Origin of the sequence: Sulfitobacter aestuarii (assembly GCF_042685005.1) — a bacterium.
GTDB lineage: Bacteria > Pseudomonadota > Alphaproteobacteria > Rhodobacterales > Rhodobacteraceae > Sulfitobacter > Sulfitobacter aestuarii.
The window spans coordinates 179,145-200,664 of record NZ_JBHUMP010000006.1 but is presented as its reverse complement, the minus strand read 5'-3'; the positions used below and the strand labels follow the sequence as shown (position 1 = coordinate 200,664).

The 21,520-nt window shown below is 64.2% G+C and carries 15 protein-coding genes and 1 pseudogene; 10 read left to right on the top strand and 6 right to left on the bottom strand.

Annotation, left to right across the window (positions count from 1 at the left end):
- The 4 genes and pseudogenes from ACFSUD_RS09490 to ACFSUD_RS09475 form a co-directional block, all read left to right on the top strand.
- Positions 1-293 (top strand): annotated as a pseudogene (locus ACFSUD_RS09490) (hypothetical protein); the annotation flags it as partial.
- Complete coding sequence (locus tag ACFSUD_RS09485) at positions 293-2,521, top strand: Mu transposase C-terminal domain-containing protein (RefSeq protein WP_386373735.1); 2,229 nt, start codon at positions 293-295, stop codon at positions 2,519-2,521. The pseudogene ACFSUD_RS09490 and the gene ACFSUD_RS09485, both read left to right, overlap by 1 nt.
- A gap of 389 nt (positions 2,522-2,910) precedes the next feature.
- Positions 2,911-3,324, top strand: coding sequence for a hypothetical protein (locus tag ACFSUD_RS09480; protein ID WP_386373734.1), 414 nt, complete (start codon positions 2,911-2,913; stop codon positions 3,322-3,324).
- A gap of 76 nt (positions 3,325-3,400) precedes the next feature.
- Positions 3,401-3,838 carry a hypothetical protein gene (locus ACFSUD_RS09475; protein WP_386373732.1) on the top strand — a complete coding sequence of 146 codons (438 nt, stop codon included), beginning with the start codon at positions 3,401-3,403 and terminating at the stop codon, positions 3,836-3,838.
- 363 nt (positions 3,839-4,201) lie between these two features.
- Here ACFSUD_RS09475 and ACFSUD_RS09470 read toward each other — a convergent pair whose 3' ends face one another.
- Positions 4,202-6,481 (bottom strand): adenosylcobalamin-dependent ribonucleoside-diphosphate reductase, encoded by a 2,280-nt coding sequence (locus tag ACFSUD_RS09470; protein ID WP_386373730.1) that lies wholly within the window; start codon positions 6,479-6,481, stop codon positions 4,202-4,204.
- 185 nt (positions 6,482-6,666) lie between these two features.
- Here ACFSUD_RS09470 and ACFSUD_RS09465 point away from each other — a divergent pair, with 185 nt between their 5' ends.
- Positions 6,667-7,089 carry a DUF1489 family protein gene (locus tag ACFSUD_RS09465; protein ID WP_386373728.1) on the top strand — a complete coding sequence of 141 codons (423 nt, stop codon included), beginning with the start codon at positions 6,667-6,669 and terminating at the stop codon, positions 7,087-7,089.
- 50 nt (positions 7,090-7,139) lie between these two features.
- Here the strand turns inward: ACFSUD_RS09465 and hisG are convergent, their stop codons facing one another.
- Genes hisG through hisS form a run of 3 tightly spaced genes read right to left on the bottom strand, consistent with a single transcriptional unit; the run spans position 7,140 to position 10,413 of the window.
- On the bottom strand, positions 7,140-7,829 hold the full coding sequence (gene hisG / locus ACFSUD_RS09460) for an ATP phosphoribosyltransferase (protein WP_386373726.1): 690 nt from the start codon (positions 7,827-7,829) through the stop codon (positions 7,140-7,142).
- Positions 7,826-8,905, bottom strand: a complete 1,080-nt coding sequence (locus ACFSUD_RS09455) for an ATP phosphoribosyltransferase regulatory subunit (RefSeq protein WP_386373724.1) — start codon at positions 8,903-8,905, stop codon at positions 7,826-7,828. Before ACFSUD_RS09455 ends, hisG begins: the two co-directional genes overlap by 4 nt.
- Positions 8,902-10,413 (bottom strand): histidine--tRNA ligase, encoded by a 1,512-nt coding sequence (hisS, locus tag ACFSUD_RS09450; protein WP_386373722.1) that lies wholly within the window; start codon positions 10,411-10,413, stop codon positions 8,902-8,904. Before hisS ends, ACFSUD_RS09455 begins: the two co-directional genes overlap by 4 nt.
- A 135-nt stretch (positions 10,414-10,548) precedes the next feature.
- On the opposite strand from hisS, the gene ACFSUD_RS09445 reads away from it, so the two are divergent.
- Positions 10,549-10,743 (top strand): SlyX family protein, encoded by a 195-nt coding sequence (locus ACFSUD_RS09445; protein WP_386373720.1) that lies wholly within the window; start codon positions 10,549-10,551, stop codon positions 10,741-10,743.
- 70 nt (positions 10,744-10,813) lie between these two features.
- On the opposite strand, the gene ACFSUD_RS09440 is transcribed toward ACFSUD_RS09445, so the two are convergent.
- Together ACFSUD_RS09440 and dnaE are read right to left on the bottom strand one after the other, a co-directional pair.
- Positions 10,814-11,386 carry a hypothetical protein gene (locus ACFSUD_RS09440; protein ID WP_386373718.1) on the bottom strand — a complete coding sequence of 191 codons (573 nt, stop codon included), beginning with the start codon at positions 11,384-11,386 and terminating at the stop codon, positions 10,814-10,816.
- A 29-nt stretch (positions 11,387-11,415) separates the two neighbouring features.
- Positions 11,416-14,931 (bottom strand): DNA polymerase III subunit alpha, encoded by a 3,516-nt coding sequence (gene dnaE / locus ACFSUD_RS09435; protein ID WP_386373716.1) that lies wholly within the window; start codon positions 14,929-14,931, stop codon positions 11,416-11,418.
- Positions 14,932-15,142: 211 nt separating this feature from the next.
- On the opposite strand from dnaE, the gene xdhA reads away from it, so the two are divergent.
- Genes xdhA through ACFSUD_RS09415 form a run of 4 tightly spaced genes read left to right on the top strand, consistent with a single transcriptional unit; the run spans position 15,143 to position 21,408 of the window.
- Positions 15,143-16,546: a xanthine dehydrogenase small subunit gene (xdhA, locus tag ACFSUD_RS09430; protein WP_386373714.1), complete on the top strand. Its 1,404-nt coding sequence runs from the start codon at positions 15,143-15,145 to the stop codon at positions 16,544-16,546.
- A complete protein-coding gene (xdhB, locus tag ACFSUD_RS09425) occupies positions 16,543-18,948 on the top strand; it encodes a xanthine dehydrogenase molybdopterin binding subunit (protein WP_386373712.1) in 2,406 nt (801 codons plus the stop codon). The genes xdhA and xdhB overlap by 4 nt, the downstream gene beginning before the upstream one ends.
- Complete coding sequence (gene xdhC / locus ACFSUD_RS09420) at positions 18,938-19,891, top strand: xanthine dehydrogenase accessory protein XdhC (RefSeq protein ID WP_386373710.1); 954 nt, start codon at positions 18,938-18,940, stop codon at positions 19,889-19,891. The genes xdhB and xdhC overlap by 11 nt, the downstream gene beginning before the upstream one ends.
- Entirely contained in the window at positions 19,888-21,408 is a 1,521-nt protein-coding gene (locus ACFSUD_RS09415) for an ABC transporter ATP-binding protein (RefSeq protein ID WP_386373708.1), read from the top strand. Before xdhC ends, ACFSUD_RS09415 begins: the two co-directional genes overlap by 4 nt.
- The last annotated feature ends 112 nt before the right edge of the window (positions 21,409-21,520 follow it).

Genomic DNA, 21,520 nt, shown 5'->3' with positions numbered 1-21,520 from the left:
CCCGGTCGCGGCATAACCGAGCGGGAAATCCACTTAGGAAACGGCTCGAAGCTGTTCAGACAAACCGAGCCACCTCAGCCGTGCGCCAGCCTGATCCCATGGTGGATTCAGCTATGCGGAATGCTGTCTCGGACCTGGTAGGGGCGGCGAAGATCGGTGATCTGATCGCGTACACTGGCCTCGGCGGCCGAGGATTTCGGTCAATCGCCCGGCTTATCGGCGCCCGTGAACTCGAATTACAGCGCCAAATGCGCATCGACTATGACAGCTATGTCACCCGGAGGGCCGCATAATGCTCGACATCCAGCCCAGCCCCACCTTGCCGCGCTTTGCTTTCGGCCAACACGACGAGATTGTCTTGAGTGGCATCTCTTACCGCGCCATCGAACACACCGACGAAGGCTACGTTTTGGTCCGGACTGACGGGACCGGGGTTGCAGAATCCTTTTCACATGCAGTCTTGTCACAGCGCGTGACGCTTGGCAGCCTCGAACATCGCCGCGAGGCTTTTCTGCCTGAAAGCGCAAAGCGGCGGCTGAGAGTGCCGACGCAAGAGATCTCAACACTTCCGGCAAAGCAGCAACAAAGAGCCAAATATCACGAGTCTCTCGTTCGCGCATTCCTCGAGATGGAAAGCGAGGGCAAGGTCAAGCGGACGGATGACTCTGTCAAGGCGGTCCTACCGGAAATTAAAATCCGGGCCGGTAAATATCTCTCAGTCCCAAGCGAAGGCGATGCGATCCAAGTGGATTGCAACCGAATGATCGTGCCAGATAAAATAAGCGCCAGCCGCCTGCTGAAGCGGGTTGCGGCGTTCAGCCGCGATGGCATGGCCGCCCTCTACGGTCGCGGCACCGACTCTCGCCGAAGCCGTCGGATAGGTCCAGATGAATTGGCTCTGCTGGCGAAAACGGTCCGCAACTACCTGGTGATGGAACAGCCTTCGATCACTCAGGTGGTTGAAGACGTCCGCGATGCTTTCATTGCTGAGAACCTTCGCCGGAAAGAACTGGAAGAGAAAGAGGGGAAAGGCAAATCCCCCCTCTTGTTGCCGTCGCGTGAGACCATCCGTCTCGAGGTAAAGAAGCTCGACCCCTTCGAGATGGACGTAGCTCGCTACGGTCTCGCCGAAGCCAGAAAGCGCAACGCACCGGTTGGCAAAGGGCTTGAGCTGACTCGGCCGCTCGAACGGGTCGAGATGGACGAGTGGAAAGTAGATCTCATGACCCTCCTGGCGACATCAGGAATCTGGTCGATCCTCAGCGAGGAAGAGAAGGCCAGCCTCGGCCTCGAAGATGGTAAGAAAACACGCTGGTTTTTGACCGCCGCTATGTGCACGACAACCCGCTGCGTTCTCGCGTTAAAGCTCTCAAGAGCACCGAGCGCACGCAGCGCGATGCAGACAATCGACATGATCGTACGGGACAAGGGGATCTGGGCTGATGCTGTAGGGGCACTTACGCCGTGGAACATGTCAGGCACTCCGGAACTGATCGTCACAGATTGCGGATCCGCGTTCATTGATTATGACACCCGTGCTGCCGCTGCCGATCTGGGTATCAATATCGACGCGGGGCCGGCGGGAATGCCCGAGTTCCGAGCAAGAATTGAGCGCTTGTTCGGAACGATGTCGACCAGCTTCATCGGAAGGTTCACGGGGCGAACCTTCAGAAACACTGTGGTTAAAGGAGACTACGATACCGAAGATCGCGCGGCTCTGACCGTAGAAGACCTGAGCGAGGCCTTGGTGCGTTGGGTCGTCGACGTTTACCACCGCCGAATGCACTCAGGGCTCGACGGTGAAACGCCGCGTCTTTGCTGGAACAGGTTGGTCGACAAGTATGGCGTCGCCCCCATGCCATCCGTCGAACGTCGGCGCCGGGCACTTGGAACACGGCTTAAAAGGACCGTGACAAAGAAAGGGATCAGTATACTGGGCATTCGTTACCATTCAGAAGCGCTCGCCCGCTGGTTCATGCACACCTCGTCCAAGGAAGTTCGGGTTCGCTTTTATTCTGAGGACATCGGCGCAATTGCCGTAGAACTGAATGGCGAGTGGGTCGACGTGCCATCAGTCTTCGAGCGCTACCGCGGCGAACGCGCTCAAACTTGGATCTTGGCTGCGCAAGAAATCCGTGCATCTGTTGCCGCGCAGCGTACAATTGACGAAGAGGTTGTTTTCAAAGCAATGACCCGCATCCGGGAAATCAATTCCAACGCTATGGCGCGCCAGGGGCTGCTGGTCGACGACTATTCCAAAGAGCGGCTCGCCGAAATCGAAAACAGTCTACTCATTGGTCTTGATGTGGTGGCATCTCCGCGTGAAACACAGTTCCGGGCGGCCGCCGACGGTCTCGGCATTGAGCTTGAAACATCGCAATCTCCTGCAGCGCACAGGGAAATTCCAGGTTCCGCGCCAGTCGTGAGCGGTATTGCGCAATCGCTGCCTTCTGAAGATGGCGGTACCTCCGGGGCTCCGCCGGACACCATGGAAGAGACATGGAACTGGGAAGACAGATAGGCGCTTACTCGTCATCACAAGATCCGCAGCCCTCGCAGTTCTCTACTGCGAGGGCTTTTCTCTTTGCCCCACCGGTGTGGAATGCGGCCAATGCCCAGAAGCCAACTCCGCCATTCCCTTGCGGTGCATATTAGCACACCGCGCTGCTCGCAGGTTGCGTCCATAGCGTTTCCCGGTGTGCCAGGTCCGAAAAGATGATTTGAACCGCCAGAATTCTTCCGTCGGACCTAAGTTTTTTCTTCGTCTCATAGGAAAGTGGCCAATGTTCTTTGCACGAGAATACAGGGCCAGTCGGCCCAGACATGAATAGAGGGGTGCTTCCCAAACTTCCGATAGCGGACAGACTTGATGCTGCCAAGAAGGGCAGATGCGCACAAAGGAGGAAAACCATGATGCGTAAGATTTCCAACCAATCCCTGTCGCCGGACCCAAATCTCTCCGCCGCCCGCGCCCATTTCAGCGAAAACGGCCCAGCGCTGTGTAGTGCCGCCGAAATTCTCGCTGGGGATGCGGGCACAGCGCGCGTCCTGCGGCTCATGTCCGATTTGCGGCAGGCGACAGGCCTTAATCGTGGTCTCCGGCGCAGACTGGTCGATTTGCATCGCCTTCTGTCTCCCGATCCCATCTCGGGTGGTTTTGATCAGGAACTTTCTCCTTGGACGATTTTGGACCCTGGCAGTCCCGAGGTGGAAGAGATTTGTCTGCTCACTGATCGTCTCTACGAGCTGCTGAAAAAGATCGACGTGCCCCAGCAGCAGCATTGCGCGTGGGCACTCCCCCTAATCAAACAGAAAGCCGCTTGATACGGCCATTTCGTTAAATGGAGCGCTCGAAATCACGAGGCTCCATCAGCGCTTGTCGTAAGAGAAGGAATTGAACATGAAATACCACGATCACCTGTCGATCCAAGAGCTCTGGGCTCTCATCTTGCTCGGGCTCGACGTGCTGCATGATGCAGTCCAGTCCAGCGGTCAGATCCTATCCGCAACAGATCACACAACACTTTCGGGTTCCCTTGCTGCTTTGCGTGAGGAGGGGCCAATTGGACCCGGCGCGAGCAATCACATCGGTCAGGCAGCCAACATCCTCGAGGCGGCCGTTTGCCGCGAAACCTTGGGGCATCAGAATGTGTTCGACGGCACACATGACCCCGAGCTCGGCGCGGTTGGCCAAGTCAAGTCAGCCCCAATTCTGTCGTCATCCGGCGCTGAATTGGAAAGCCTCCTTCGGCATTTTCGCCAGCTTCTGGCAATGCGCGAGCTTCTCACGGCACGCGTCGACAGCGAGCTGCAGCTTGCCAGGCTGAAGGCGTTCTGACGTCGTCTGATCTGTTTCCACCTTGGATCATATCGCCGGTCGAACTGACCTGATTGTAGATCTGCCAGCCCTGCAACGAACGAAGGCCGCAGGTATACCTGCGGCCTTCTTCATTTTGACATTGCGATCTTTGCGAACATCAAAGGTCGCCATTCTTCGAAAAACTTGAGTTTGTATTTTCGTTGACTGACGCTTGGACCCATGTTCCTTTCAAGAAGCTGACGGTGGCTGAAGCACGCGAAGAACAGAGAGAATATCACTGCAAACGCGTCTCTCCTCAATGGCCGCTCTAAGCTTGTAAAATGGCCATTTTTTCCCACAAATGGCCAAATTTAGCTTGTCACCACATATGGACTAAGCCTTTTAACCACTACACTTACTATGCCCACAGCTCCCGCAGGTCATGCATCCTTCGATCATGCGCAGGTCGAACTGGCCGCAGGCGGAACAGGCCGGGCCGCGGGGGGCGTCGAGGCCGACGACCTGGGCCTGGGGGTCGGTCTTCAGCCCCAGGCCTTCGCCCGCGATAAAGCCCGTGGCGATCATGTGTTTCTCGATCACGCCGCCGATCGCCGCGAGGATCGAGGGGATGTACTTGCCACCCATCCACGCACCGCCGCGCGGATCGAAGACTGCCTTCAGCTCTTCGACCACGAAGGACACGTCGCCGCCGCGCCGGAACACGGCCGAAATCATCCGCGTCAGCGCCACGGTCCAGGCGAAATGCTCCATGTTCTTGGAATTGATGAACACTTCGAAGGGCCGCCGGTGGCCGGAGATCACCACGTCGTTGATGGTGATGTAGAGCGCATGCTCGCTGTCGGGCCATTTGATCTTGTAGGTATTGCCCTCGAGCTCGCTGGGGCGATCAAGCGGGTCGGACATGTAGATCACATCGCCGCCTTCGGAGATCTGCGCGGGTGTCTCGCTCGGGGTCTTCTCGCTGCTTTCGGACACGCTCAGCACCGACCCGGTCACGTCATTGGGGCGATAGGTGGTGCAGCCTTTGCAGCCTGAATCCCAAGCCTGCATATAGACATCCTTGAACGCCTCGAAGCTGATGTCCTCGGGGCAGTTGATGGTCTTGGAGATCGAGCTGTCGACCCATTTCTGCGCCGCCGCCTGCATCTTGACGTGATCAGCGGGTGCCAGGGTCTGGGCGTTGACGAAGTAATCGGGCAGCGGTGCGTCGCCCTTGAGCTCGCGCCACATCTGCACGGCGTAATCGACCACTTCTTCCTCGGTGCGCGACCCGTCCTTCTGCAGCACCTTGCGGGTATAGGCATAGGCGAAGACCGGCTCGATGCCGCTGGAGACATTGCCCGCATAGAGGCTGATCGTGCCGGTCGGGGCGATCGAGGTCAGCAGCGCGTTGCGGATGCCGTGTTGGCGGATCGCGTCGCGCACATCCTCGTCCATCTGCTGCATGGTGCCGGAGGCAAGATAGGAATCGGCATCGAACAGCGGGAAGGCGCCCTTTTCCTTGGCCAGCTCCACGCTCGCCAAATAGGACGCACGGGCGATCGCCTTCAGCCAGGCTTCGGTCTGCGCCGCGCCTTCGTCGGAGCCATAGCGCAGGCCGACCATCAGGAGTGCATCGGCCAGGCCGGTGACACCAAGGCCAATGCGGCGCTTGGCCTGGGCCTCGCGCGCCTGTGCCTCGAGCGGGAACTGCGACACGTCAACGACATTGTCCATCATCCGCACGGCGGTGGCGACCAGCGTGTTCAGCGCCTCGACGTCGAGATGCGGTTTGTCACCGAACGGGTCGGACACCAGCCGCGCGAGATTGATCGAACCGAGCAGGCAGGCGCCATAGGGCGGCAGCGGCTGCTCGCCGCAGGGGTTGGTCGCGGCAATGGTCTCGACATAGCTCAGGTTGTTGGCCTTGTTGATCCGGTCGATGAAGATCACGCCCGGCTCGGCATAGTCATAGGTCGCCTGCATGATCCGGTTCCACAGGTCGCGCGCCTGCAGCGTGCGATAGACCTTGTCGCCGAATTTCAGGTCCCAGGAGTCATCGGACTTGACCGCTTCCATGAAGTCATCGGTCACCAGCACCGACATGTTGAACATGCGCAGCCGCGCCGGATCGGACTTGGCGGCGATGAAATCCTCCACATCCGGGTGATCGCAACGCATCGTCGCCATCATCGCGCCGCGGCGGCTGCCGGCCGACATGATGGTGCGGCACATGGCGTCCCAGACATCCATGAAGCTCAGCGGACCGGAGGCATCGGCCGACACGCCCAGCACATCGGCGCCGCGCGGGCGGATGGTGGAGAAATCATAGCCGATCCCGCCGCCCTGCTGCATGGTCAGCGCCGCCTCTTTCAGCATGTCGAAGATTCCCGACATGCTGTCCGGCACCGTGCCCATCACGAAACAATTGAACAGCGTCACCCGCCGCGCCGTCCCGGCCCCCGCGGTAATCCGCCCGGCAGGGAGATATTTGAAATCCTCAAGGGCCGCAAAGAAGCGATCTTCCCAGACCTTCGGCTTTTTCTCGACCTGCGCGAGATCGCGCGCGATACGCCGCCAGGTATCCTCGACGGTCACATCCTTCGGCGTACCGTCGGCCGCTTTGAAACGGTATTTCATATCCCAAATCTGTTCGGCGATCGGGGCGGCAAAACGGGTCATAGGTCGATTCCTTGAGGACGTGAGAAGGCATCCACGATAGCCTGAAACGGCGCTCGGAGACAACACTTGAAGGTCGCGTTTGGCCGGAATTTCGTGCCGTTAACCACAACACTTTGAAGTTCTCGCCAAAGCCCCTACATTATATGGCCTAAACCCCATCCAAGACAGGGATTCGCTGGAGCCCTATGATAAACCTGATAAAACTCTCCGTCGGCACCGAGAACGTCGAGGATCTGGCCGCTTGGCAGGCCAGCAAAAGCGCCCAGTCGAGCGACGGCCTGCCGCGCCATGTCACCCGGATGTGGCCGAAACGCGAGCCGGAAATTCTCGACGGCGGGTCGATCTATTGGGTTATCAAGGGTGTGATCCAATGCCGTCAGCGCATCCTGCGCTTTGACGAGGTGGTCCGGGGTGACGGGATCAGACGCTGCGGCTTCGTACTGGAACCGGGCCTGATCCGCACCCAGAACAGCCTGCGCCGCCCCTTCCAGGGCTGGCGCTACCTGCAAAGCGCCGATGCGCCGCCGGACCTTCCGGAAGGCCGCGAGAGCGAAGAAGCCCTGCCGATCGAGCTGAACCGGGCGCTGGCCGAGATCGGCGTACTCTGACCCTCAATCACCCCGCAATGGCCCGCCGCGCCCCTGCCCGTCTTCGCTTCCTAGCCGAGCTGCGCCAGGAGCCGCGTCATTGTCGCCCGATCGGCGCCGTCGAGCTTTGTCACGCGGCTGCGCCACAGCGTCGCCTGCGAGCGCAGGATCATTCCGTCGCTGAGGATCTTCAGATGATTGGCCCGCAGCGTCTCACCGCTCGAGGTGATGTCGGCGATTGCCTCGGCCGTTTCGTTCTTGACCGTCCCCTCGGTCGCGCCCTGGCTGTCCACCAACGCATAATCTGCAACCCCGGCAACGCGCAGGAATTCGCGGACCAGCCGGTGATACTTGGTGGCGATCCGTAAGCGGAACCCGTGCACCTCGCGGAACATCGCGGCGGCGGCATCGAGATCGTCGAGCGTATCGACATCGATCCAGGCCTGCGGCACCGCGAGGATCAGGTCGGCATGACCGAAACCCAGCTCTTCCAGCGGCTCCAGAAGCTGATCGAACAGCGCCAGCTTCTCATGCACCAGATCCGTGCCGGTGACCCCGAGATGCAGCCGCCCGGCGGCGAGCTCGCGCGGGATTTCACCGGCCGAAAGCAGCACCAGCGTCACATTGTCGATCCCTTCCACGGAAGCCGCATATTCGCGCTCCGAGCCCGTGCGCCGCAGCTCGATACCGCGGGTGCCGAACCATTCGAAGGTCTTTTCCATCAGCCGCCCCTTGGACGGCACGCCGAGCTTGATCGTCATGTCGCGCCTCCCAGCTCCAGCAGCAATCCCGGGCGCAGCACCCCGCCCACTGCGGGGATTTCGCCGCCATTGCCCAGCCGCCGGGTCAGCGCGTCATAGCGCCCGCCACTGGCCAGCGATGGCAAATCAGGACGAGTCTCAGCCCGGAAGCCGAAGACGAAACCATCGTAATATTCCATCGAAACGCGGCCATAGCTCGCCTCGAAAAGCAGATCGTCGGTGTCGATCCCATGCGCCTGCAACGCCTCGCAGCGCGCCGCCACCCGGCTCACCGCCACCGCGATCGGCGGCATGTCCACCGCCAGATCATGCAGACGGCTCAGCGCGTGCGGCATGGTCTCGCGCACATCGAGCAGCGCTTCGAGGAGATCGACCTGACCGGCCGAGATCGGCGCGACCCTGGCATCTTCCGCCAGTGCCGCGACCCTTGCATCGATCTCGTCCTGCCCGCGCAGCCCGATCAGCGGCGCCCTGCCGCAGGCGTCGCCCGACAGCAGCGCCTTGCGCGGATTGGGCATCGGCTTGCGCCCGGCGAACCGGTCGAGCAGCGCGCGGAACCGGCGCGGCCGCCAGATGTGACGCATCAGCGCCGCCTTGCGCGCGCCGGTGGTCTCGAGCCCCTGCACCGCCGCCATCAGCACCCCGATATCCCCGGTCACCGGCCGCACCGGCAGCCCCTCCATCCCCTGCGAGATCAGCGCGAAAACCTCCGCATCCGCCGCCGCCGGATCCTCGCGGTCGAAAATCTCGAAACCGACCTGCAGATATTCGTTGGGCCGCGACGGGTCGTGCTCCTGACGCCGGAAGACTTCGCCGGAATAGGTATATCGCGCCGGTTCGGCGCCATGGGCCATGTGCATCTGCACCACCGGCATGGTGAAATCCGGGCGCAGCATCTGCTCGCCGCGCAAGGCATCGGAGGTCACATAGGCCCGGGCGCGGATATCCTCGCCATAGAGATCCAGCAGCGTTTCGGCAGGCTGCAGGATCGGCGGCTCGACGACCACCGCGCCGCGTGCCTCGAAAATCCCGCGCAGCCGGGCGGCCTCGGCCAGGGTCTGGCTCCGGGTGATCATGCCCCCTGCAGCTCCAGGATCTCGCGCACCTTCGCCACCAGCTGATCGCGCGGCACCTCATGCTGGCTGGGCCGGCCCTTCCATTCCTCCAGCGTGGCATTCTCGGCCATTTTCGCACCGAGGATCAGATCCTTGATCTGCACGACTCCCGCCGCCTTCTCGTCACCGCCCTCGATCACCGCCACGGGGCTGCCGCGCCGATCGGCATATTTGAGCTGGTTGCCGAAGTTCTTTGGATTGCCGAGATAGACCTCGGCGCGGATCCCGGCCTGCCGCAGCTCGGCGACCATCGCCTGATAATCGGCCATCCGCGCCTTGTCCATCACCGTGACCACCACCGGCCCTTCGGCGCGTGTATCGAGCCGCCCCTTGGCGGCCAGCGCGGCAAGCAACCGGTCCACCCCGATCGACACGCCGGTCGCGGGCACTTCCTGCCCGGTGAACCGCTTGACCAGATCGTCATAGCGCCCGCCCCCGGCGACCGAGCCGAAATTGCGGGTGCGTCCCTTCTCATCCTGAATGTCGAAGGTCAGCTCGGCCTCGAACACCGGCCCGGTGTAATAGCCAAGACCACGCACGACCGAAGGGTCGATCTCGATCCGGTCCGGCCCATAGCCACCTGCGGCCAGCAGATCCGCGATCAATTCCAGCTCATCGACACCCCGCGCGCCGGTCTGCGAGCCTGCCACAAGCTCGCGCAGCCGTGCGACCGTGGCGGTACCATCGGCGCGCTTGGCCTCCATGAACCCCATGACCACATCGGCCTGCGCATCCGACAGTCCGGCGCCATCGGTGAAATCGCCGCTGTCATCCTTGCGGCCCTCGCCCAGTAGCGCGCGTACGCCGTCTGAACCGAGACGGTCGAGCTTGTCGATGGCGCGCAGCACGATGCCGCGTTCATGGGCAAATTTCTCCGGCGCCGCGGGGTCGAGCACCCCGGCCACCTCCATCACCCCGTTCAGCACCTTGCGGTTGTTGACCCGCACGATGTAGTCGCCCCGCTCGATCCCGACCTCTTCGAGACAATCGGCCAGCATCGCGCAGATCTCCGCATCCGCGGCCACGCTCGGGGCGCCGACCGTATCGGCATCGCATTGATAGAATTGGCGAAACCGCCCCGGCCCCGGCTTCTCATTGCGCCAGACCGGCCCCATCGCATAGCGCCGGTAGGGCGTCGGCAGGTCATTGCGGTGCTGGGCATAGACCCGCGCCAGCGGGGCGGTGAGGTCATAGCGCAGCGCCAGCCAATCACCGGGCTTCTCGCCCTCGGCATCCTCCTGCCAGGCGAAAACCCCTTCGTTCGGACGGTCCACATCGGGCAGGAACTTGCCCAGTGCCTCGACCGTCTCCACCGCCGAGCTTTCCAGCGCGTCGAACCCGTAGCGATGATAGACCGCGGCGATCTTGCGCAGCATCTCGGCGCGATGTGTCACCTCGGCGCCAAAATAATCGCGAAACCCCTTCGGCGTCTCCGCCTTGGGACGGGGGGTCTTCTTCGGCTTGGCCATTGCACCAGTTCCTTCACGCGGCAATCGGCCTCGCGTCTAGCGCAGCCTTGCTGGAAGGGCAAGCAAACCCCGGCCCGCGCGCCCCCTACTCACCGTCACCCCGCCGTGCTAGTCAGCATCCGAAAGGACATCGTCATGGAACAACTCGAAGAGCAGATCGCCCATCTCATCCGCGCGGTCGATGACCTCTCCAGCGTGGTCGCGGCGCAGGCCGAGGAGATCACCATCCTCAACCGCCGCGTTCACATGCTGATGCAGCGCGAGGGAGAGCGCGACGCCGCCGGTGGTGGCGGCGTGGTGATCGGCGACGAGCGTCCGCCGCATTACTGAACGCCGACCCACCCCGGGTCACCGCTTTCTTTCAAAGAAAGCGCCCCGCGATTTTTCAAAAATCGCGTTCTCAGCGGATCGACTTCACCGCCGAGGCCAGCACCGCCCCGTCATGCACCAGCGCCTCGAACCAGCGGGCGTTATCATCAAGACTGCGGTAGCTGCTGACGGAGAACATGGACCGGTCGAGCCGATTGATCCGCCCGCCGCAGGGCTTGCGCCTGCCCGTGCCGCAGACCTGCCGTTTGACCGCGTCATAGGCGGCATCGGTCTTGGCATAAGGCAGGTTGGCCGCCGCCGGGCCGAAGCGGAACTGCTCGTAATCCGACGGGGTCGAGAGGATCACCGTCGCCGCTGTCAATTGCCGCGGGCAGCCATCCCTGAACCCGGTGATGTAATAGCGCCGCGCACCCGCCGCGCCGGGGCGGGAATCCCACAGTGCAAAGCCGCGCACCGCCGCCTGTTCGACCTTCACGCCGAGATCTCTGCCTCGCGCGTCGCAGACCCGCGCCACCTCGCCAAAGGGCAGGTCGGCGTCGAAGGATACATCCGCTACCGGCGCCGCGCCGGAAAATTGCCCTGTCGACCCGGCACAGCCCGCAAGCCCCAGCACAAGGCACGACATCACCATCGTTTTCCGCATGCTGCCTCCCGAACGCATCCTACCCGGTCTCAAAATTCCTCGACCTCGCGCACTCCGCCGAGCGAGCGGATCGCGCCCTTGATCTGCGGCGTGACCGGGAACTCGACGCCGAGATCGACCTCGACCTCCCCGGGCAGCGCCGGATCCAGCAGGCAAAGCTGGATCGGCCCGCGTCCGGCGGCCCTGACCGCGGCCTTGCGCGCGCCTTCGAGCACGCTGGAAACGGCGGCGATCGCACCGGGCTCATCCACGAAGATCCGCAGCCCGGCCGAGCCCGCATCCGCCACCGCCGCATCGATCGGCGCCACGCCCCGCGCCAGCAACTTCAACTGGTCGCTCTCCATCGTCGCCTCGACCGTCACGACGACCTTGGAGCCGGTCTCCAGATGCTCGCGCGCCAGTTCCAGCGTGTCGGAGAAGATCGTCACCTCGTAGCCGCCAGTGGTGTCCGACATCTGCGCGAAGGCAAAGCGGTTGCCGCGCGCCGACTTGCGCTCCTGCCGCCCCGCAACGACCCCGGCCAGCTTGGCCACCAGCGGCCCCGCCTGCGCCTTGTCGGTGAGGTCATCGAGCGTCATCACGCCCTTGCGCTTCAGCGGCCCCATGTAATCATCCAGCGGATGACCGGAGAGGTAGAAGCCCACCGCCTTGAATTCCTCGGTCAGCCGCTCGGCGGGCAGCCAGTCATCGCTGGGCAACATCCGCGGTTCCGGCAGATCATCCCCGGCCTCGCCGAACAGCGACACCTGGTTGCTGGCCTTCTGCTCATGCACCGCCGCCGAATAGGCCACCAGTGCATCGAGCGCCCCGAAGACCCGGCGCCGGTTGCGGTCGAGCGCGTCAAAGGCGCCGGACCGCGCCAACATCTCCAGGGGTCGCTTGCCGACCCGCTTCAGATCGACCCGCCGCGCCAGATCGAACAGCGTCGCAAAAGGCCGGTCCACGCCTTCGACCTTGCGCCCCTCGGTGATCAGCTTCATCGCCTCGACACCGACGTTCTTCAGCGCGCCCAGCGCATAGACCAACGCGCCGTCGACCACCTTGAAGGTCGCATTCGAGCGGTTCACACAGGGCGGCACCCAGGGCAGTTCCAGCCGCTTGCGCACCTCTTCGAAATAGATCGCCAGCTTGTCGGTCAGGTGAATATCGCAATTCATCACCCCGGCCATGAACTCGACCGGATGGTTCGCCTTCAGCCAGGCGGTCTGATAGCTGACCACCGCATAGGCCGCGGCGTGCGACTTGTTGAAACCGTAATTGGCGAATTTCTCCAGCAGGTCGAAAACCTCGCTGGCCTTCTTCTTGTCCACGCCATTGGCCATGGCGCCCTTCTCGAACTTCGGGCGCTCCTTGGCCATTTCCTCGGCGATCTTCTTGCCCATGGCCCGGCGCAGCAGGTCGGCGCCGCCGAGACTGTATCCCGCCATCACCTGGGCAATCTGCATCACCTGTTCCTGATAGACGATGATGCCCTGGGTCTCTTCGAGGATATGGTCGATGCTCGGATGCACCGAGGCGCGTTCCCTCTGCCCGTTCTTCACCTCGCAATAGGTCGGGATATTCTCCATCGGGCCGGGCCGGTAGAGCGCCACCAGCGCCACGATATCCTCGATACAGGTCGGCTTCATGCGCTTCAGCGCATCCATCATCCCCGAGCTTTCGACCTGGAACACCGCCACGGTCTTGGCCGCTGCATAGAGCCTGTAGGACGCCGGGTCATCGAGCGGGATCGTCGCGATATCATCCACATGCCCCTCGGGCGGGCGATAGAGTTCACGGCCGTCCGCCGCGATATGCAGATGCCGCCCCGAAGCCTTGATCTGATCGACCGCGTTCTGAATCACCGTCAGTGTCTTCAGGCCGAGAAAGTCGAATTTCACCAGCCCCGCCTGCTCCACCCATTTCATGTTGAACTGGGTCGCGGGCATGTCCGATCGCGGATCCTGATAGAGCGGCACCAGCGCATCGAGCGGCCGGTCGCCGATCACCACACCGGCGGCATGGGTCGAGGCGTTCCTGAGCAGCCCCTCGACCTGCTGGCCATAATCGAGCAGCCGCGCCACGACCTCCTCGTTCTTGGCCTCCTCGCGCAGCCGCGGCTCATCGGCCAGCGCCTTCTCGATGCTGACCGGCTTCACCCCCTCGACCGGGATCATCTTGGACAGACGGTCGACCTGCCCATAGGGCATTTGCAGGACCCGCCCGATGTCGCGCACCGCCGCCTTGGACAGCAGCGCGCCGAAGGTGATGATCTGCCCGACCTTGTCGCGGCCGTATTTGTCCTGCACGTAGCGGATCACCTCCTCGCGGCGGTCCATGCAGAAGTCGATGTCGAAATCCGGCATCGACACCCGTTCGGGATTGAGAAACCGCTCGAACAGCAGGCTGTAGCGCAGCGGATCGAGATCGGTGATGGTCAGCGCATAGGCCACCAGCGACCCCGCGCCGGAACCGCGTCCCGGCCCCACCGGAATGTCGTGCTCCTTGGCCCATTTGATGAAATCCGCCACGATCAGGAAGTAGCCGGGAAAGCCCATGCCCTCGATGATCCCGAGCTCGAAATCGAGCCGCTTCTCGTATTCCGCCACCGGCACCGCATGGGGGATCACCGCGAGCCGCGCCTTCAGCCCTTCATGGGCCTGCCGCTTCAGCTCCTCGATCTCGTCATCGGCGAATTTCGGCAGGATCGGATCGCGGCGATAGGCCATGAAGGCACAGCGACGGGCGATCTCGACGGTGTTCTCCACCGCTTCGGGCAGATCGGCAAACAGCGTCACCATCTCGGCCTGCGACTTGAAATAATGCTGCGCCGTCAACCGGCGGCGCGGCTGCTGCTGATCGACATAGGCGCCCTCCGAAATGCAGATCAGCGCATCATGCGCTTCATACATGTCCGTTTTCGGGAAATAGACGTCATTGGTCGCCACCAGCGGCAGTTCCATGGCATAGGCCATCTCGACGAAACCGCGCTCGGTCAGCTTCTCGACCTCGGGCTGCCCGTCCTCGCCCGGATGGCGCTGCAATTCCACGTAAAGGCGATCACCGAAGGCCGCGGCAAGCCGCGCCATCAGCGCCTCCGCCGCGCCGCGCTGGCCGCCCTGCAACAATTGCCCCACCGGCCCTTCCGGCCCGCCGCTGAGGCAGATCAGCCCACCCGACAGCGCCTCGAGCTCAGCCAGGCTCACCTGCGGCAGCGCCCCGCCCTTGTCGATGTAAAGACAGGAATTGAGCTTCATCAGGTTCTCGTAACCCGCCTCGTTCTGCGCCAGCAGAACCACCGGCGCCGGGTCGCGCGGCTTTTCTCCCGGCTGCACCTCGACATAGGCCAGATCGACCTGACAGCCGATGATCGGCTGGATTCCGGCCCCCGCCATCGCCACGGAGAATTCCAGCGCCGCGAACATGTTGTTGGTATCGGTCAGCGCCAGTGCGGGCATCTCGGCCTTGCGGCACATGTCCGGCAGTTTCTTCAGCCGCAAGGCCCCTTCCAGAAGTGAATACTCGGAATGGGTGCGCAGGTGGATGAATCGGGGATCGTTTGCCATGGCGCGACCCTATGCCAGCCCCCGAGCGGGCACCAGCCCGGGGCGCGCTGCCAAAGGCAAAAACCGCCCCGCCCCTGACAACGCGGGATTTTTCTTGCCAGATGCCGCCGCCCCGGCATAGCCTGACCCCCACTCCGCCCGCGCTGCCTTCTACGCCGCATCGAAGGTCGCGCCGCATGACACGGGCCCGGTACCGCGGCAGGTTGACCAGATGGACATCACATTTCTTCTCAACGGAGAGAGGGTGTCGCTCACCGGCATATCCCCGACCACCACATTGCTCGACTGGCTGCGCGAAAGCCGTGGCCTCACCGGCACCAAGGAAGGCTGCAACGAAGGCGATTGCGGCGCCTGTTCGGTGATGATCACCGATGCCGCAGGCTCCCGCGCCCTCAACGGCTGCATCCTGTTCCTGCCACAGGTCAACGGCAAACATGTCACCACCGTCGAAGGCCTCGCGGCGCCCGATGGCAGCCTGCATCCGGTGCAGGACGCGATGATCACCCATCACGGCAGCCAGTGTGGCTTCTGCACCCCGGGCTTCGTGATCACCATGGCCGCCGCCCACCTCAATGGCGCCAAGGATCACGACGTCCAGCTCGCGGGCAATCTCTGCCGCTGCACCGGCTATGCGCCGATCATCCGCGCCGCCGAAGCCGCGGCGGAGGCCCCGCCCCCCGACCATCTGCGCCATCTTGCCCTTCTCCGGACCGGAAATACCTCGGGGGAGCAGCCGCAGCCTGCGGGGGCAGCGCCCCCTTCCCACGCCCAGCCACAAAGCGCCGACGCATTGGCAGATTGGTATGAGGCCAACCCCGACGCGACATTGATCGCCGGTGCCACCGATGTCGGCCTCTGGGTCACCAAGGGACTGCGCGACCTCGGCCCGGTGGCCTTCCTCAACCAATGCGCCGACCTGCGCGGCATCACCGAGACAGAGGATCACTGGCATATCGGCGCGATGACCAGTCTCAGCGACCTCGAACGCGCCCTCGCCCCGCATTTCCCCTCCCTGGGTCAGATGCTGCGCCGTTACGGCTCGATGCAGGTGCGCAACGCGGCGACCATCGGCGGAAACATCGCCAATGGCTCACCGATCGGCGACAGCCCCCCGGCACTGATCGCGCTGAACGCGACCCTGCACCTGCGCCACGGCAAAAGCCGCCGCAGCCTGCCGCTGGAGGATTTCTTCCTCGATTACGGCAGGCAGGACCGCGGCAAAGGCGAATTTGTCGAGGCGATCACGATCCCCAGACAGCCCGACAACCTGCGCTGCTACAAGATTTCCAAACGCTTCGATCAGGACATCTCCGCGCTCTGCGCCTGCCTTTCGATCCGGCGCGATGGTGGCAGCATCACCGAGGCGCGTCTGGCCTATGGCGGCATGGCGGGTATTCCCAAACGCGCCGCGCAGGCCGAGGCGGCGATGACCGGCCAGCCTTTTACCGAAGCCACGATACGCCGGGCCATGCAGGCGATGGCGCAGGATTTCCAGCCGCTCAGCGACATGCGCGCCTCCGCCGCCTATCGCCTCCGGACCGCCCAGAACCTTTTGTTGCGCTACCTGCATGATGCCAACGGCAGCGTCACCAATGTGCAGGAAGTCACGGCATGAGCGTCGCGAAACCCCTCCCCCATGACGCGGCACGCCTGCATGTGACCGGCGCCGCGCGCTACGTTGACGACATACCGACCCCGCGCGATACGCTGCACCTTGCTTTCGGGCTCAGCCCCGTCGCCGCCGGGAGTCTGGACGCGATGGATCTCGACGCGGTGAAACAGGCCCCCGGCGTGATCCGGGTGCTGACCGCCGCGGACCTGCCACATGGCGGCGATACATCGCCCAGCAACCATGACGAGCCGCTGCTCGCGACCGGGAACGTGCATTACGCCGGCCAGCCGCTGTTCCTCGTAATCGCCACCTCGCATCTCGCCGCCCGTCATGCCGCGCGTCTGGCCAGCATCGACATCACCGAGACCGAAGCGATCCTCAGCATCGAAAAGGCCATCGCGGCGGATGCGCGTTTTGAAGACGGCCCGCGGATCTATGCCAAGGGCGATGCGCAGGCGGCACTGCAATCCGCCCCGAACCGGTTGCAGGGTCGCATCCACATCGGCGGTCAGGAGCATTTCTACCTTGAGGGTCAGGCCGCGCTGGCGCTGCCGCAGGACAATGGCGACATGCTGGTGCATTCCTCGACCCAGCACCCCACCGAGATCCAGCACAAGGTCGCCGAGGCGATCGGCCGCCCGATGCACGCGGTGCGGGTCGAGACCCGGCGCATGGGCGGCGGTTTCGGCGGCAAGGAGAGCCAGGGCAACGCGCTCGCCATGGCTTGCGCCATCGGCGCCATGCTCACCGGCCGCCCCTGCAAGATGCGCTATGACCGCGACGATGACATGGTGATCACCGGCAAACGCCACGATTTCCGCATCGATTACGATGTCGGCTTCGATGACACGGGGCGGATCGCCGGTCTCGACGTGACCCATTACACCCGCTGCGGCTGGTCGATGGATCTCAGCCTGCCGGTCGCCGACCGTGCCATGCTGCATGCCGACAATGCCTATCACCTGAGCGACATCTCGATCACCTCGCATCGCCTGCGCACCAACATGGCCAGCGCCACCGCCTTTCGCGGTTTCGGCGGGCCGCAGGGCATCGTCGGGATCGAGCGGATCATCGATCATGTTGCGCAGCATCTGCAGGCTGACCCGCTCAGCGTGCGCCGGGTTAACTATTACGCGGACAACGCCGCGAGCCCGCCGACCGGCGCGCCGATCGACAATCGCCCGCTGCCCGCGGACACCGACGCCGATCTCGCCTCGCGCGGCGCGCCGCCAGCGCCGGGCGGCCCTATTCCCACGCCGACGGGCGATGCCCAGACCACCCCCTATCACCAGCCGGTCACCGATTGCATCATCAACGCCCTGACCGACAAGCTGGCACAGACCTCCGATTACGCGCAGCGCCGCAGCGCGATTGCCGACTGGAACGCCGCGCAGCCGGTGCTGAAACGCGGCATTGCGCTGACCCCGGTGAAATTCGGCATTTCCTTCACCCTCACCCATCTCAATCAGGCGGGTGCGCTGGTGCATGTCTATCAGGACGGCTCGATCCACCTGAACCACGGCGGCACCGAGATGGGTCAGGGCCTGTTCCAGAAGGTCGCGCAGGTCGCGGCGTCCCGCTTCGGCGTCTCGCCGGAACTGGTCAGGATCACCGCCACCGACACCGCCAAAGTGCCCAATACTTCGGCCACCGCCGCCTCCTCGGGCTCCGACCTCAACGGTATGGCAACCCAGAACGCCTGCGACGAGATCCGCCGCCGCATCGCGGAACATCTGGCCGAGCGCTACCAGACCAACCCCGATCAGGTCAGCTTCGCCGATGGCATGGTGCGCATCGGTGCCGAGGAGATCACCTTTGCCCGCGCCGTCGCCTCGGCCTACGAGAACCGCGTCAGCCTGTCGGCCACCGGGTTCTACAAGACCCCGGATATCGAATGGGACCGGATACAGGGTCGGGGCCGCCCGTTCTTCTACTTCGCCTATGGTGCCGCCGTCACCGAGGTGGTGATCGACACGCTGACCGGCGAGAACCGCATTCTGCGTTGCGACATCCTGCATGACGCGGGCGCTTCGCTGAACCCGGCGCTCGATATCGGGCAGATCGAGGGCGGTTATGTGCAGGGCGCGGGCTGGCTGACCACCGAGGAACTGGTCTGGGATGACAAGGGCGTGCTGCGCACCCATGCGCCCTCGACCTACAAGATCCCGGCCTGTTCGGACCGCCCCGACATGTTCAACGTCGCGCTCTGGGAGGCGCCGAACCGGGTCGAGACGATCTATCGTTCCAAGGCCGTGGGCGAGCCGCCATTGATGCACGGAATCTCGGCGCTGATGGCGCTGTCGGATGCCGCTGCGGCCTGCGGGCCGCATTACCCGGATCTGCAGGCCCCGGCGACCGCCGAGGCGCTGCTGGCCGCCATCGGGAGGGCGCGCGATGGGGTTTGAGCGCGACGCCCTGATCGCCGCCTGTGCCGCGCATGGGCGCGTGGCCCGCGTGGTGCTTGCAGAGGTCCGCGGCTCGGCGCCCCGCGAGCCGGGCACCGCGATGCTGATCTGGCCGGAGGGGCAGTCCGGCACCGTCGGCGGCGGCACGCTGGAACATGAGCTGACGCGCGCCGCACGCGCCGCGCTGTCAGGCGGCGGCGCAGACAGGCTGAGCCGCCACGCGCTCGGCCCGGACCTTGGCCAATGCTGCGGCGGGCATGTGCTGGCGCTGACCGAGATCTATGACAGCGCCCGCGCCGAAGCGCTGCCCGAGGACATGATCGCCCGTGGCCCCGGCGAGATGCCCCTGCGCGTCACGCGGCTGCTGGCGCAGGCCCGCAACGGGACGGTGGCGCCGCGCGCACAGCTCGTCGAGGGCTGGATGGTCGAGCCGGTCGCCCATCCGACCCGGCAGATCTGGATCTGGGGCGCGGGACATGTCGGGCGGGCGCTGGTGTCGGTGCTGGGACCGCTGCCCGATGTGGCAATCACCTGGGTCGATACCGATATGGCCCGGTTCCCCGGGGGGAACCCGCCCGCCGGGGTGACACTGCTGCCCGCAAGCGAACCTGCGGCGCTGGCGCGCTATGCGCCGAAGGCGGCGCTGCACCTGATCGTGACCTATTCCCATGCGCTTGATCTGGCGGTCTGCGATGCGCTGCTGCGCCATGGTTTTGGCTTTGCCGGGCTGATCGGCTCACAGACCAAGAAGGCGCGGTTTCGCAAGCGGCTGGCCGAGGCCGGGCATGGCCCCGACGCCTTCACCCGGCTCACCTGCCCGATCGGTGACCCGACGTTGGGCAAGCATCCGCAGCAGATCGCCCTTGGCGTGGCGGTGCAAGTGTTGCACGTTGAGGCCCAAACGCAGCTCGGCGAAAGCCCGACCAAGAAAGACCGCGCGTGAGTGATACCCCCCTGTTGTCGCTGTCCGGCCTGACCAAGGCTTACCCGGGCGTAATCGCCAATGACCAGGTCTCGCTCAGCATCGCGCCGGGCGAGGTCCATGCGCTGCTGGGCGAGAACGGCGCCGGGAAATCGACTCTGGTGAAGATGATCTACGGGCTGGTCAAGCCCGACGCCGGGCAGATGCGGATGCATGGCGAAAGCTTCGCCCCTGCCGAACCCCACGCGGCGCGCGCCGCCGGTGTCGGCATGGTGTTCCAGCATTTCTCGCTGTTCGACGCGCTGACCGTGGCGGAGAACATCGCGCTCGGCATGGAGCACGCGCCCAAGCTCGGCGCCCTGTCACGCCGGATCAGGGAGGTCTCAGAAACCTACGGCCTGCCGCTGGCACCCGACAAGGTGGTCGGGGATCTGTCCGCCGGGGAGCGGCAGCGGGTCGAGATCATTCGCTGCCTGCTGCAGGAACCCAAGCTGCTGATCATGGACGAACCGACCAGCGTGCTGACCCCGCAGGAGGTCGAGATCCTGTTCAAGACCCTGCGCAAGCTCAGCGCCGAGGGCACCGCGATCCTTTATATCTCGCACAAGCTCGAGGAGATCCGCGCGCTCTGTGACAGCGCCACGGTGCTGCGGCTCGGCAAGGTGGTGGGCCATTGCACTCCGGCCGAGACCTCGGCGCGCGACATGGCCGAGATGATGGTGGGCAGCGCCCTGCAGACACCGACGCGGGCGGGCAGGACGCCGGGCGATGTGGTGCTGTCCATCAACGGATTGTCGGCGCCCTCGCCGAGCGCCTTCGGCATGCCGCTGCGCGACATCAATCTGGAGGTGCGGCGCGGCGAGGTGCTGGGCATCGGCGGGGTGGCCGGGAACGGGCAGGACGAGCTGCTGGCCGCGCTGTCGGGCGAGACGCTGAGCTCGCCGGGAATGATTAGTTTCGAGGGGCGCGACATAGGCCTGCTCGGCCCGACACCGCGCCGTGCGCTGGGGATCCTGAGTGCGCCGGAGGAACGGCTCGGCCATGCCGCGGCGCCTGACATGACACTTACCGAGAACGCGATGCTGACCGGCGCCGCGCGTGAGGGGCTGGAGCGGCACGGGTTGCTCGACTGGGCGGCGGCGCGGCGTTTTGCGCAGAAGATCATCGAGACTTTCGACGTGCGCACGCCCGGACCGGGCAATGCCGCGCGATCGCTCTCGGGCGGCAATCTGCAGAAATTCGTGATCGGCCGCGAAGTGCTGCAGCGCCCCGAGCTGCTCGTGGTGAACCAGCCGACCTGGGGCGTCGATGCCGCCGCCGCCGCCGCGATCCGTCAGGCGCTGCTCGACTTGGCGACCGGCGGCACTGCGTTGATCGTGATTTCGCAGGATCTCGATGAATTGATGGAGATCTGCGACCGTTTTGCCGCGCTCAACGAGGGCCGCCTGTCGGAGCCGCGCCCGGTACAGGGGCTCAGTGTCGAGGAGATCGGGCTGATGATGGGCGGCGCGCATGGCATGGAGGTTGCGCATGTGTGATTGCGTGATCCTGCGTCGGCGGGGCCGCGTGGCGGGCCGTGGGATGAGTATTTGTGAAAGGGTGAAGGCCGCGTGCGTTGCTGTTGCCCGAGGCGGAGCGGGTTTGTGAAGG

What these genes read in the sequence shown, in the direction of transcription:
- xdhB (WP_386373712.1), top strand. Translation starts at nt 16,543, where the DNA reads ATGAGCGTCGCGAAACCCCTCCCCCATGACGCGGCACGCCTGCATGTG.
- ACFSUD_RS09465 (WP_386373728.1), top strand. Translation starts at nt 6,667, where the DNA reads ATGATAAACCTGATAAAACTCTCCGTCGGCACCGAGAACGTCGAGGAT.
- xdhC (WP_386373710.1), top strand. Translation starts at nt 18,938, where the DNA reads ATGGGGTTTGAGCGCGACGCCCTGATCGCCGCCTGTGCCGCGCATGGG.
- ACFSUD_RS09445 (WP_386373720.1), top strand. Translation starts at nt 10,549, where the DNA reads ATGGAACAACTCGAAGAGCAGATCGCCCATCTCATCCGCGCGGTCGAT.
- hisS (WP_386373722.1), bottom strand. Translation starts at nt 10,413, where the DNA reads ATGGCCAAGCCGAAGAAGACCCCCCGTCCCAAGGCGGAGACGCCGAAG.
- ACFSUD_RS09475 (WP_386373732.1), top strand. Translation starts at nt 3,401, where the DNA reads ATGAAATACCACGATCACCTGTCGATCCAAGAGCTCTGGGCTCTCATC.
- ACFSUD_RS09440 (WP_386373718.1), bottom strand. Translation starts at nt 11,386, where the DNA reads ATGCGGAAAACGATGGTGATGTCGTGCCTTGTGCTGGGGCTTGCGGGC.
- ACFSUD_RS09455 (WP_386373724.1), bottom strand. Translation starts at nt 8,905, where the DNA reads ATGATCACCCGGAGCCAGACCCTGGCCGAGGCCGCCCGGCTGCGCGGG.
- ACFSUD_RS09480 (WP_386373734.1), top strand. Translation starts at nt 2,911, where the DNA reads ATGATGCGTAAGATTTCCAACCAATCCCTGTCGCCGGACCCAAATCTC.
- hisG (WP_386373726.1), bottom strand. Translation starts at nt 7,829, where the DNA reads ATGACGATCAAGCTCGGCGTGCCGTCCAAGGGGCGGCTGATGGAAAAG.
- ACFSUD_RS09470 (WP_386373730.1), bottom strand. Translation starts at nt 6,481, where the DNA reads ATGACCCGTTTTGCCGCCCCGATCGCCGAACAGATTTGGGATATGAAA.
- dnaE (WP_386373716.1), bottom strand. Translation starts at nt 14,931, where the DNA reads ATGGCAAACGATCCCCGATTCATCCACCTGCGCACCCATTCCGAGTAT.
- xdhA (WP_386373714.1), top strand. Translation starts at nt 15,143, where the DNA reads ATGGACATCACATTTCTTCTCAACGGAGAGAGGGTGTCGCTCACCGGC.
- ACFSUD_RS09485 (WP_386373735.1), top strand. Translation starts at nt 293, where the DNA reads ATGCTCGACATCCAGCCCAGCCCCACCTTGCCGCGCTTTGCTTTCGGC.